This window comes from Alloyangia pacifica (assembly GCF_900116195.1).
GTDB classification, from domain to species: Bacteria; Pseudomonadota; Alphaproteobacteria; order Rhodobacterales; family Rhodobacteraceae; genus Salipiger; species Salipiger pacificus.
Genome location: NZ_FOZW01000015.1, coordinates 120946 through 132114, shown reverse-complemented (window position 1 = coordinate 132114; position 11169 = coordinate 120946). Strand labels below are relative to the sequence as shown.

Here is an 11169-nt window from a genome sequence, read left to right as displayed (position 1 = left end):
AGTGGTTGGGACGCCATCTTCCCCGACAGGGCGATGACCATCGCCGCCATCGATCGGCTCGTTCACCATGCAACAATCTTCGAGATGAACGTCGAAAGCTACCGACGCCGTGCCGCCTATGCCGCCGCGACATCGCTAAGCGACATCGAAGATGACCGCGACAAACAACAGCCCGAAAAGGAGATCGCCACAGCGAAGGACAACTCGCAGCCAGCGACATTGAGCAGCGACATCGAAACTTGATCTGACGGCCGCAAACCGGCACCGTCAAAAAACGTCACCGTCATCCACCTGCGATGTCGCTCAGCACTCAACTGCGATGTCGCGCCACAGAACCGCGAGGTTACCTGGAGCGGACGCGGTCGCAAACCAGCCTGGCTCGCAGAAGAGATTGCCGCCGGGAAAAAGCTTGAGGATTTTGCCATCTGAGCTCGGAGCCCCAAGAGCATGGTTCAGGAACGAAATGCAGTTCGCCTGCTTGTCACGCTAGAGGACATCGATCCGCCAATCTGGAGGCGGCTGGTCCTTCCGTCAACCTGGACGTTCGATCGCCTGCATCTCGTTCTTCAAGCTGCGTTCAGCTGGACCGACAGCCATCTGCATGAGTTCCACATCGGCGGACTCCGCTACGGCAATCCGGAGCTCCTCGACATCGGTTTCGGCACCGCAACGACTTTCGACTACCGGACCGTGCGCATGGCGGATTTCATCGATCGCGACATCGCCTTCACCTATGTCTATGACTTTGGCGACAACTGGCGGCACCGCGTCGTCCTCGAGGATATCTTGGCCCTCGATCCCCTGCCCCGCCATGCGGAATGCCTCGAAGGCGCGCGGGCAGGACCACCAGATGACGTCGGTGGTCCTTGGTCTTACGCTGAGTTTATCGAAACCCTGCAAGACGCCGAACACGAGGATCACGAGAGCAACCTGCGTTGGGCAGGGGGGCATTTCGACCCAGAGTGGTTCGACCTCGCGCTGATCAACAAGGACATCCGGAACAGCTTCCGCGCCAATGTTCGCAGGCGCTGGCATCAACCCAAGCCCTTGATTGGCAAGAGCTCGAAGCATGGTGATTGACTTACCGTAGTCGGCCCGCGCCGCGTCAGCATTGCCACTTTGACGCGCTATGTAAGGTCATCGTTCAAAGTCACACTCAGCCCCTCTAGCACATCACGGAGTGACCGGACGCACTCGAGCCCGATCGCCGGGTCAGCCGTCAAGCACTGGTCAATGCTGCGGTCGTAGGCCGCTATGCAACGTCCACGGGTAAGACGCGAAAGGTACATGATGCCGTCTAGCTCTGGAAATTTCGCGTGAAGCGCATCTGAAAACTCCTGCCCGGTCAGATGAGCCTTGGCCCCGACTGCATCTGTATCGAGGCCCATGCGCAGCGGGCCGACGCTCGTCAAATCAAGAAGGTTCAATGCCTTCTTGCTGTGAACTTCCGCGATTGCCCAATTCAACACCTCGGAGAGGTTTAAGATCCGGTCCGCAACGGGAATTGCTTCGAACCGGTCGCGAATGATCGTCTCGGCAAGCGAAGTTTCAATCTGCTGCCCCACGTAGATGACCTTGAAGGCCTGAGCCTTGGAAGACCAGCGCGACGCGCCGAAACCACGTCCCAACGGCGTTTTCATATGCGTTGCCGGCATAATCCTGAGCCAACGTGTTAGTCTGATGGAGACCGTCAGATCTGCGACAACGGCAGAATCGAAGTGCATTTAGCCGATGCTCCGCTCCGCTGCCGCGAAGACCGCAGTTTCTTCCCCCTTTGACAAAGCGGCGATAGGCGGCTCGGCATTGAAGTCCAGATGCGGCGTTGTCAGCCAACTCCAGGCCAAGCTTGCTGACCCATGTGCGATATCGAGCACACGACCAATCCCCGTGATCGGCCTCCCCTCAACAAACTGAGCCATGGGAATGACGTGGGCAGCCTTCCCCTTTGGGATCGCGATGATCTCTCCCTTGGTTCGCCAGTTGTCGAGCGTAGAGCGCCGGACCCCCAAGGCTTCCGCCGCCTTGGAGGGCCCCATCACCTCGCCAGCCCAAGCTTCGAGCGGCAGTTTGGCAGCGCGCTCCCGAAGCAAAGCAATGCCGTCCTTCGAAGAGATTATGGCCGACAGCCCTTGGCCAGCGAGAGTGACCGCCCCAGCTTCGTCGGACCCACGTTTCGAGCGCGGCGACTTCATTCGAACTTGCGCTTTGCGGCCTCGCGCGACCCGAAGATCGATGCCCTGCGCCGCGAGCACAGCTTTCGCGGCGGCGGTCATGACATCCGCAACCCGGCTCAGCGTCTCTTGGTCGACTGAGCCATCGTCCTGCATGAAAGCTTGAGCCAGAGCTTCCTGGTCAACCGTGACGACATCTCTCTTTTGCATTGACATGGCGGCCTCCTAGTTGCTCACTAGATATAGTCCAATATGTCCATTTTGTCCACCCACGTAGAAATAAACGCCGAACTCTCGCAAAACCGCCTCATTCACCAGAATGACAATAAAACATGGGCTCAGCGCTGTGTCGCCGATGTCACGGCCCAAGGGCTTTCCTCGCAGAGCGCACGCCCCGAGGTCGCCCGGCGCGCGATCCCGCCTACACTCACCGAGAGTTCCGCCCCTCAGGAGAGACTGCGATGCCCACCGGTACTGTCAAATGGTTCAATTCTGAAAAAGGATATGGGTTCATCGCCCCCGATGACGGGGGCAAAGATGTCTTCGTCCACATCAGCGCGGTCGAGCGTTCCGGGCTGACCGGCCTCAATGATAACCAGAAAGTCTCCTATGATCTGCGAGAGGGCCGCGATGGCCGTCAAATGGCGGCGGACCTCGCCCTCGCTTGAAGCTGCCGATCCCTGACTGCGCAGGTCTGAGGTCCACACTCCGGACTGGCATGCGCAGGCTACTCGACGCCTCTCGGAAGGTGTTGGCATGACACCCCATCGTCGGCATCGACACATCCCCGAAACCCGCGCAACATGGCCAAGAGCGCGGCTCGGCACATGATCTCTGGGCGATCCTTGCCCCCGTTGCCCGAGAACCCCTTGCGACCGCGCCGCGCTCACCCTCGAGCACCAACCCAAGGCTGGCTGCTCGATGCCGGCAACCGGGGCGAGAGGCTCTTCGTCATTGCACCGCCCTGCGCGCGCGCTCGGAGCACCGCGCTGCCCCCGGTTGACAGTTGTCCGGTGACCGATAGGGTGCGGGACATGAGGTAACGTCCTCACCCGTCATGGGAGTGAATGCCCGGGAACGGCCCGGCCCTTGCAGGAGGGTTGGAAGTGCCTCTCAGACCAAATCTGAAATCTCTTCATATCGCGACCGGCCTGTCGGACGGCAATGCCACCTGCCAGCCGCACTGCGGGAGCCGAGTGTCGGCGGTCGTTGTCCAAGCCACTGCCACCTTCGCACTCGGCCCTGTTGATCCGTCTAAGGGTCCCTGTAGCTCTATCGCCGCGCCGAAATCACAATGACCGACACCAACCTCACCTCAGATGTCTCGGCGCAGCCGCCACAGGCTCTGCACTCGGCGCCGATGCTCTGCTGGTTCACGGCCTCCGCCGCGCTCACGGTGCCCCAGGCTACTGCGCCCGTCGCATTCTCCCTCGTGGCCTTGTCCATCCTGGGGGACGCGCGCCTCGGCGCCGCAATGGTGCTCGCCATGACGCTGGCGCAGGTCGTCGGGGCGATCCCGATCACCCGGATGGGCCGGGGCAAGCCCATCGCATCCTTCCTGCGCATCCTGGTGCTTTTGCGCAGCGCAGCCCTGGCCGGGATCGTCCTCGGCCTCTATGCCGGGGCCCCCTTTGCCGCCCTCGTCACGCTTGCCGCCCTGGCTGGCCTGGTCAATGGCGCGACCTATGGCTATCTGCGCGCCCTGCTCAATACACTGACCTCGGCGTCCAGAATGCCGCGAGCGTTGGGGATTGCGGCGACGCTGAATGAAGTCACCTTCGTATTGGGCCCGGTCCTGGCCTCCGGTCTCGGGGCCGTCTCTCCGGCCCTGGCAGTTGCCGCGATGGCGGTTCTGGGCAGCCTGCCCGCGCTGGTGATTTCGGGCGATGCGAGCATGCCCGCTGCACCTGAGACCCATACGACCGGCCGCCTGGTCACCCCGGAAATCCTCCTCTGGCTCACCTGCGCGGGCGCCGGCGGCGCGACCATCGCCGCCATCGAGATCGGCGCGGTCGCGCTCGCGCTGCAGTTCAGCTTTGATCCGACGATGGCCATCCTGTTCACTGTGCCACTCTGCGTGGCCTCGGTGCTGGGCGGCATCTGGATCAGCATCCGCAATCGGGCTTCTTCGCCCCGCGCTGTCGTTGTGCAGCTGGCGCTGTTTTCTCTCGGCATCGGAATGACAGCCCTTTCGGGCGCCCTGGTGCCGACAATCCTGGGGGCAGTTCTAGCCGGCCTGATGCTCGCCCCTCTGGGCACGCATTACGCCTTGGTGCTCGATGCGCTCGCGCAGCCGCACCGCCGCGCCGAGCTTTTTGCCCTCTTGCGTACGGCGAATGCGGGCGGCGTCATTGTGACCAGCGCATTTCTGACCCTTCTGCCGCTGAATATGGCTCTCGCGGCCGTTGCAGCTTGCATGCTCGTCACGACCGGCGTGGTCGCGCTCAGGACGGTCCGGCGTGGGGCGGCTTGAGCGGAGCAGAGATCGCGCGCTCCCGACATCCGCCCGCCAGTTGTGTCGGAGACATCGGGCGGGAGCGTCAGGCAAACATGGCCAGCTGCTGGGGCTCAACCCAGTAGCCGCGTTGGCGCTTTGCCACCTCGAGGGTGGTGAGCGCGGTGATCGCCTGCTCCCAATCAGCGAACCAGTCCATGCGGGTCTGGCAACTCAAGCCGACGAGACCCCACTCCTGATGAAGGCTCCACTCGCCAAAGAGGTTCGGCAGGATTTCCATCCTGCAGAAGAGGATCCCAACCCCAGGGCGGCGTTTCTCGAGATAGGTGCGCATAGCTTCTGGGTCGGTACTTGCAGGACAAATCGGCAACCACGTCTGCCTAAATCCCTGCTTGGACCTTTGTTCTTTCAATACTACCCCGCGCAACGGTAGCTGCGCGACGCGCAGATAGCCGGTCTGACGTTGGATATATCTCGAAATGCGCTGTCGCAAGCGGGGTTCGGTGGCACCACGTTGCTGTTCTTGGGGCTTCACGAAATCTCGACCTGAGCATGCTAGAGGAAAAATCGTTCAGGTTCTGCCTTCGCTGAGCACGCCGAGAGGCCTCGGCTCGAAGGACATCCATAAATGACAGTCCAAGCGATGCACAATTTCAGGTCCATCGGCAATTCATCGCTGAGTTGTGCCAACCAAAGCCACAACATGTTTAACGCGATTCCTAATTATGCAAGCCTCCGCCACGCCATTCGGCACATCAAAGACCCTGAAGTGAAAGGCAAAAGTATGAGAGAGTTTTCCCCGGTGATCCCGATTGCAGAGCTGAAGCCGACCCTCGAGGCCGGAGGGAAAATTGAGGTCGAATGTGTGGAGGAGCCTACGCGCGTGAGCAACCAGTACCAGGCCGTCTGGAAGTTCTACGCGCTAGCTGAAAATGGAGGGCAACAGCACCGACTTCTGGTCGTGCATGGCAGAGACGTCAAGCCAAGGACCATCCGAACCCTGACGGGTCTTCTTTCGTTCGCCATGGATCTTGGGGTCTCGCCGATATCCATTCCACGCCATGCTGGGGAATGTGCCGTGTGGGAGCCCTACAAGGGAGCAGCCTGATCCACGCTAAGCCACCGTCACAGGTGACAGGATGCTCGGCGAGCCCAATGATTTGGTTGCGGCCTCTGGCGATCGATCTCCGGCTCTCCGACGGTAGCGTGCTGACGGGAGGCTGAGCCCTATCGCGGTCGCAACAAGGTGACGACGGGCGCTACCGAATTGGCCCGCGTCACCCTCGTGACCCAGTCATGGACTTCCAGCTCTATCTCTGCCTCTTCCCGAGCTCGAGAAAAGGCGCGATCTGGGCTGGCACCCCACCTCAATCCTTCACCTCGATGGCCAACCGGCATCACACCGTCTGCGGCGCCGGATTTGCACCCGTTCCTAGAGCAGAAACGTCCGCCCGCACTCTCCGCCGGAAGGCAATATTGCGTGGTGGGTGGTCCAGGCCTATTTTTGGGAACGAGAACAGGAGCACTGCGAAATGTCGACCGTGACGTCGAAAATCCTGGCAACCATCAACGCGCCTTACAGCGCGGGCGTGTCTGCGTGGGAACTCGCCCAGTGCATCTCCAGCCTTGACGCAATGAAAAAAGCGTATGGTCCCACCTTCTCATTTTTCACGGAGGTGGAAGCGGAGGCGCAGCACGCTTTCGTCGAGGAGATGCACCTCGATGCCAATGCCGTGAAAGCTGTGGCACAGCACCTCGCGACCAAGGTGCCCTTCCCTATAGCACTCGCCGCGTAAACACACCGTCTCCGAGCCGTTGAGGTGAACTCTTCTAGGTACCGATGGAGATCATCGAGACATTGCCGCTCGAACCATGGAGCTTTGGCGGCGGCACCGCGCTGATGCGTCAGCTTGGACATCGGGAAAGCCACGACATCGCCGTCCCAAAGCACCTGCTCTATCTGAATCCCAAGACACAAGGCTTCGAGCCAAGTCTTCCTTGAACAGCCACCTCAAGGCGAGCAACTTCACAGGTGCCGCCCAGCTCGTCGCAAAGCTCAGTCGTGGGCATCGACAAGTCCGCAAAACCCACGCAACATAACGCTGAGCGCGACCCGGGGCATATTCTAAGGCGATCTTTACACCCAATGCCCGGGAGGGGCCCCATTCCTCTTGCGACCGGGTCGCGCTCGACTCGCCACCGGGGCGCTTCGACGGTCGCCGCCCCTATCGCCTAGCGTGGCCCACTTCGACAGAACGACCCCTACCGCTCAGAACCACGATCATTCTGGTGGTCCTTGCCCTCGGCCCCGCGATCCTGATCTCGCTCGCGCGACCCAAGTTCCGCGCCACCCTTGCGCCCACCGACGCCCCTCCCCCTGCCCTCGATGTCGAGGGTCAACGCCATCTGTCCGCGCTGCGTCGTGACATCGGTGAGCCTTGCGGAGAATTTGCGTGTCGCCTCGGCCAACTGGCGATCCTCGGGATCCTGCGACTGCGCGAGGATGCGCACCGCATTCCCGTAGGTCGTCATCACCCGGCTTCGCCGGGCCACCAGCGCGTCATCCCAAGGCTTTTGCGGCAGGCGTCCACCATTGTCCTCGAGATCGCGCTTCACCTCCCGGGTCTTGCGCGCATCGACGAGAGGTTTCCCACCACGCTGGCGAATTTTGTAAACCGGGGTTGCCTCGCCCCGGCGTGTCGCGCCGCGCGCATGGCGCGGTGTCGACTCCGCCCCGATCCCACGCTGCCGCAGCTTCTCGGCGAAGGTATCGCGCAAGTGCTGCAGGTCCGGCTTGCCAAACCTCAGTTTCACCCCGTCCTCGCCGACGGTGCGCAGGGTCAGGTGGACATGTGGATGATGCGTGTCGGTGTGCAGCGCCATGACATAGTCATGCCGACCCTGGAATTCCTGTTCGGCCAGCGCCCGCACCGCGTCCTTCACGGCCTCTGCATTGACGCTGCCCGGCATGGAGAACATGACGCTGGTGGTGATCCGGGTGCGGTCCGACGCGTACCCGACGGCCCGCGCGTCGTCGTGCTTCTCGAGCCACTCGCGAAACACCGACGCCACTTCGCGAGAGCCGTTGAAGGTCTCGCCACGATCATTCTCGATCTCGATCTTGCCGTTGCGGCTGATGTAGGCGAGGTGCTCGGACACCCGCAGCGCCTCGGTGCCGCGCGAGACCTTGATCGGATTGCCGTGCTTGTCGACCCTGGCCGGCTTCGAGACTTTCACCATCACCTCGGGAGCGCCCTTCACAACGCGGGCCAGCCGAGCCTTGTCCGACCCGGAAATCGCCTGCGCCTGACCGGCCGCTCCACGGCGCCCGCGCGCCACCTCAGCCCCGCTTTTATCATCGGGCGCTGTCCTGCCCGATGCCTTGCCGACCTGGGCACCCCCCGGACTCTTCAGTGTCCGCGCGCTCCGGGGCTGGCTCCAGCAGTCCTCGAACCCGAGCTCGGGTTTGAACTCACTCATCTCGATCTCCCAGTACCTGGACCTGATACCGCCCCGCCGCGACCGCCCTCAGCTCCTTGCGCAGGCTCGCCACTTCCGCTGTCAAAGCCCGAACCTCTTCGGCCGTGAGCGCCGCCCCTGCCCCGGTCAGAACGCCCCGGTTCAGCGCATGGGCGATCTGGTTGACGTTCACCGCCACCCCACTGAGCTGACGAAAGGCACGCTGAAACGCCGGACGGTCATTTGGCAGCGGCTGCGGGCCGCCCCGGTAGCGCGCCCGGATCATCGACGCCGCCCAGGTCGCAACCGAGACGCGGCGCTCGCGTGCTTCCTCGTCCAAGGCGTCCCGAACGTCCTTGTCCAGTCGCACGGTCACCTTGCCCTCTCGCCGGGAGCGAGACGGCAGGCGCTCCGCCGCCGGGGGCGCCTCCCCGTCCACGACATTCTCCACGAGCACGCGCAGCAAACTGGACACGGTCAAACCGGCCTCCTCCGCGACGGCTTCGAGCCTGGCGCGGATGTCGGGCGTGACGCGGGTTTGGATGAGGGCAGATTTCTCGGGCATCAGTCATTTTGTAATACATTGCCAGCGCAAGCGCTATCCTGCATTAGTCCCTACCCAACCCCAAAATGTGGTCCGGGACCACATTTTTCGCGCGCGGATCCCACGCCCGAGCGCCCACGAACCTGCCCGAGAACGCGGCCGCAGGCCGAGTTTCGAGGACCTTTTCCGGCGCGCCCTCGCCGTCGGAGCAGCTCCCGGATGCGCAAACCGGAAGCTAGATGATGCCGAAATAGAAAACGCGCCGCACAAGGCGGCGCGTTCCAGCGAGGGCGGATCAGCGCCGGCTATCGCCCCTTCCGACGCCTCGGCAGTGACCTCTGACGACCAACGGCAGAGCGTTTCGGACCCTGCCTCGCCGAACGGCTTAGCTCGTCGGCTTAGTTCCGGCGGACCTCCACCAGCTTGATGTCCGACAGCGGCAGCTCTTCTTCATGCCCGCCGTCGAGGCTGACAATGACAAATGCATTGGAAGACGTTGCGCGCTCGATGTGCATCGTGCCCATTCGGCCGTCGTGCTCGATGCGCAGCGTGGCGGCACTTTGCACCGCCTTCTGCGGCGGCATCGCATTTGGCACTGTCCGGACAGTCCCGGAAAGAGAAAGGCCAGATTCTGCGGCCCGCCCCTCAACACCTGAGGGATCGCCCGGCATAGGGGTAACTCCCTCGGGCGCCTCTGCCTTTTGGCCTGCGGGCGATTGCGCCGTTGACTGCTCCTCGGCGCGTATATCCTTGGTATCGATTTCTGCCCGCAGCCGCTCGACGCTCACCCGGGAAATCTCTCCAGCTGACGCTTCCGCAAGAAACGCCGATACGGCCTCCTCGTCCTTCTTCCAGAGCGCGTGCAGATCAGACAGGGCGCGGATGGGCGCGTTGTCTGCCGCGGCCTCCTTGAGCGCCGCCGGCATAGTCGCGAGCGCCGCGAACCGTGACACCTCGCCCTCGTTCCATCCCAGAGACTGCGCGATCGCGCTGCGCGACTGCCCTGCCGCGCGCATGGCGGCCACCGCCTCGGCGACCTCCAGCGTCGTCAGGTCCGCCCGCTGCACATTCTCCGTCAGCTGCGCCATCCGTAATTCCGCGGTCATTTCGCGGATGACCACCGGGATGGTCTTGAGCCCGGCGCGCTGCGCGGCCTGGAACCGGCGCTCCCCCATGATGATCCGATGCTTGCCGTCCTCATCCGACGGCTGCACCGTGATCGCCTGCAGAACGCCCTGCGCCTTGATGCTCGCAGACAGAGAGGCGAGCTGCTCCTCATCGAAATGGCGCCGCGGCTGCTCCGGGTCGGCCACGATGTCCTCGAGCGGCATCTCCCGCTGCGCCGGAGGCAAAGGCGCGTTCTTGCGCATCAAGGCGCTCAGCTGTCCGCTGGCGGCGAGACGGTCCAGAGTCTCCGTCGTGCTGTTGAACTTCTTGGGTGCCATGGTCAGTCTTCCTTCTTCTCGATCGCCTGCATGAACCATTCAAAAAATGCGCCGAACTCAGCAGCAGCTTCCTTGCCGCTCCGGGTGGGCACCTCGAACACCGGGATGCCCTGCGCCTCGGCTTCCTCGTAACCGGTGCGATTGCGGATCGCGTGCGGGATGATGAGATTTGCATAAGCCTCGATCACCTGGCGCAGAGTCTCGCGCTCGGTCTTCTTCACCGCGTCGAACCGTGACGGCAGAAGACCGAGAAACCCGATTTCCTTGTTGATCTGCTGCACCTGCACATAAGCGCGCAACACCGCCTCGACGCCATCGAGCGAAAACCTCTTGAGCTCGATTGGCGCGAGCATGAAGTCTGCCGCGATGAGGGCGCCATAAACCAGCCCGGTGAAGGCGGGCGGCGTATCGATGATGCAGAAATCCCCACCGCCCAATCCGCCCAGGACCTCGACGACAGAGCGCAGACCCTCATCGTCCGAGTTGACCGGTACATCACGGTCTCCCTCGATCAGCACCAGTTCGCCCGGTGCCACTGTGAACTCTGGGGGCTTGCGGGTCTCGACCATCTCCAGCGCATTGCCGACAAGCCGCGCACCCTGCAGCGCGCTGGTCAGGTTTCGCTGCCCATCGAGATCGACCGCGATCACCGAATAACCGTCACGTATGAGATAATAGGCGAGTTGCGACGCGGTGGTTGTCTTGCCCACCCCGCCCTTGTTGTTTGCGATGACGATCGTCTGCACCGCCTGCTCCTTTCCTGTCGTTCCAAATGGAGCCGCTGCGCAGGGGTGCGTCGCGGGCAAATCTGGCGCAGCGCTCCGGGCAGGTGCGCCCAAGATCAGACGTCCGGCGAGGATCGGCTGCGGCAGGTCTGCGAAGGAACGATTGGAAAATCGTCCTCCCTCCGGCCTGTCATAAGCGCGGCGCCCGACATGCCGGGCGACTGACCGGGGGCCCGGAGGCCGCGGCGAGACGAAGGTCTCGGCGCGGCAAAATTTGGGACCCGGTCGCGTGACGGCGCCACCCAATGCACACGCTTGAGGAGAGCGCAAACGTAAAGGGGCCCGCGCATGCGAGCCCCTCTCTCTATCG

The 11169-nt window shown here is 62.8% G+C and carries 15 protein-coding genes; 8 read left to right on the top strand and 7 right to left on the bottom strand.

The window, feature by feature from the left end; genetic code table 11:
- The 3 genes from BM397_RS25015 to BM397_RS25005 all read left to right on the top strand — a co-directional run.
- The coding region (locus BM397_RS25015; protein WP_177239601.1) for an ATP-binding protein at positions 1-243 on the top strand (243 nt) is incomplete at its 5' end.
- Between the two features lie 42 nt (positions 244-285).
- Complete coding sequence (locus BM397_RS25010) at positions 286-429, top strand: H-NS histone family protein (RefSeq protein WP_092430715.1); 144 nt, start codon at positions 286-288, stop codon at positions 427-429.
- A gap of 18 nt (positions 430-447) precedes the next feature.
- Positions 448-1080 (top strand): plasmid pRiA4b ORF-3 family protein, encoded by a 633-nt coding sequence (locus BM397_RS25005; protein WP_092430603.1) that lies wholly within the window; start codon positions 448-450, stop codon positions 1078-1080.
- A gap of 47 nt (positions 1081-1127) precedes the next feature.
- Here the strand turns inward: BM397_RS25005 and BM397_RS25000 are convergent, their stop codons facing one another.
- Entirely contained in the window at positions 1128-1724 is a 597-nt protein-coding gene (locus BM397_RS25000; RefSeq protein ID WP_092430605.1) for an RES family NAD+ phosphorylase, read from the bottom strand.
- Complete coding sequence (locus tag BM397_RS24995; protein ID WP_092430607.1) at positions 1725-2387, bottom strand: antitoxin Xre/MbcA/ParS-like domain-containing protein; 663 nt, start codon at positions 2385-2387, stop codon at positions 1725-1727. It abuts the gene before it with no gap.
- Between the two features lie 245 nt (positions 2388-2632).
- Here BM397_RS24995 and BM397_RS24990 point away from each other — a divergent pair, with 245 nt between their 5' ends.
- Both BM397_RS24990 and BM397_RS24985 read left to right on the top strand, forming a co-directional pair.
- Positions 2633-2839 (top strand): cold-shock protein, encoded by a 207-nt coding sequence (locus tag BM397_RS24990; RefSeq protein ID WP_092430609.1) that lies wholly within the window; start codon positions 2633-2635, stop codon positions 2837-2839.
- Between the two features lie 626 nt (positions 2840-3465).
- On the top strand, positions 3466-4644 hold the full coding sequence (locus BM397_RS24985; protein WP_218124937.1) for a hypothetical protein: 1179 nt from the start codon (positions 3466-3468) through the stop codon (positions 4642-4644).
- A gap of 67 nt (positions 4645-4711) precedes the next feature.
- Here the strand turns inward: BM397_RS24985 and BM397_RS24980 are convergent, their stop codons facing one another.
- Positions 4712-4960: a WGR domain-containing protein gene (locus tag BM397_RS24980; RefSeq protein WP_092430611.1), complete on the bottom strand. Its 249-nt coding sequence runs from the start codon at positions 4958-4960 to the stop codon at positions 4712-4714.
- Between the two features lie 294 nt (positions 4961-5254).
- Between BM397_RS24980 and BM397_RS24975 the strand changes: the two genes are divergently transcribed.
- The 3 genes from BM397_RS24975 (at position 5255) to BM397_RS29120 (ending at position 6628) form a co-directional block, all read left to right on the top strand.
- The gene (locus BM397_RS24975) at positions 5255-5734 is read left to right on the top strand and encodes a hypothetical protein (RefSeq protein ID WP_092430613.1); all 480 of its coding nucleotides are present in this window, start codon (positions 5255-5257) and stop codon (positions 5732-5734) included.
- A 424-nt stretch (positions 5735-6158) separates the two neighbouring features.
- Positions 6159-6422, top strand: a complete 264-nt coding sequence (locus BM397_RS24970) for a hypothetical protein (RefSeq protein WP_092430615.1) — start codon at positions 6159-6161, stop codon at positions 6420-6422.
- 44 nt (positions 6423-6466) lie between these two features.
- The gene (locus tag BM397_RS29120; RefSeq protein WP_143015443.1) at positions 6467-6628 is read left to right on the top strand and encodes a nucleotidyl transferase AbiEii/AbiGii toxin family protein; all 162 of its coding nucleotides are present in this window, start codon (positions 6467-6469) and stop codon (positions 6626-6628) included.
- A gap of 260 nt (positions 6629-6888) precedes the next feature.
- Here BM397_RS29120 and BM397_RS24965 read toward each other — a convergent pair whose 3' ends face one another.
- The 4 genes from BM397_RS24965 to BM397_RS24950 all read right to left on the bottom strand — a co-directional run bounded on the left by BM397_RS24965 (position 6889) and on the right by BM397_RS24950 (position 10820).
- A complete protein-coding gene (locus tag BM397_RS24965; RefSeq protein WP_245696241.1) occupies positions 6889-7965 on the bottom strand; it encodes a relaxase/mobilization nuclease domain-containing protein in 1077 nt (358 codons plus the stop codon).
- Positions 7966-8098: 133 nt separating this feature from the next.
- Positions 8099-8650 carry a plasmid mobilization relaxosome protein MobC gene (gene mobC, locus BM397_RS24960; RefSeq protein WP_092430619.1) on the bottom strand — a complete coding sequence of 184 codons (552 nt, stop codon included), beginning with the start codon at positions 8648-8650 and terminating at the stop codon, positions 8099-8101.
- 377 nt (positions 8651-9027) lie between these two features.
- Positions 9028-10074 (bottom strand): ParB/RepB/Spo0J family partition protein, encoded by a 1047-nt coding sequence (locus BM397_RS24955; protein ID WP_092430621.1) that lies wholly within the window; start codon positions 10072-10074, stop codon positions 9028-9030.
- A gap of 2 nt (positions 10075-10076) precedes the next feature.
- Positions 10077-10820, bottom strand: a complete 744-nt coding sequence (locus BM397_RS24950; RefSeq protein ID WP_092430623.1) for a ParA family protein — start codon at positions 10818-10820, stop codon at positions 10077-10079.
- Positions 10821-11169 lie beyond the last annotated feature (349 nt).

Coding starts and splice junctions, on each gene's coding strand:
- BM397_RS25005 (WP_092430603.1), top strand. CDS start 448: ATGGTTCAGGAACGAAATGCAGTTCGCCTGCTTGTCACGCTAGAGGAC.
- BM397_RS25000 (WP_092430605.1), bottom strand. CDS start 1,724: ATGCACTTCGATTCTGCCGTTGTCGCAGATCTGACGGTCTCCATCAGA.
- BM397_RS24995 (WP_092430607.1), bottom strand. CDS start 2,387: ATGTCAATGCAAAAGAGAGATGTCGTCACGGTTGACCAGGAAGCTCTG.
- BM397_RS24990 (WP_092430609.1), top strand. CDS start 2,633: ATGCCCACCGGTACTGTCAAATGGTTCAATTCTGAAAAAGGATATGGG.
- BM397_RS24985 (WP_218124937.1), top strand. CDS start 3,466: ATGACCGACACCAACCTCACCTCAGATGTCTCGGCGCAGCCGCCACAG.
- BM397_RS24980 (WP_092430611.1), bottom strand. CDS start 4,960: ATGCGCACCTATCTCGAGAAACGCCGCCCTGGGGTTGGGATCCTCTTC.
- BM397_RS24975 (WP_092430613.1), top strand. CDS start 5,255: ATGACAGTCCAAGCGATGCACAATTTCAGGTCCATCGGCAATTCATCG.
- BM397_RS24970 (WP_092430615.1), top strand. CDS start 6,159: ATGTCGACCGTGACGTCGAAAATCCTGGCAACCATCAACGCGCCTTAC.
- BM397_RS29120 (WP_143015443.1), top strand. CDS start 6,467: ATGGAGATCATCGAGACATTGCCGCTCGAACCATGGAGCTTTGGCGGC.
- mobC (WP_092430619.1), bottom strand. CDS start 8,650: ATGCCCGAGAAATCTGCCCTCATCCAAACCCGCGTCACGCCCGACATC.
- BM397_RS24955 (WP_092430621.1), bottom strand. CDS start 10,074: ATGGCACCCAAGAAGTTCAACAGCACGACGGAGACTCTGGACCGTCTC.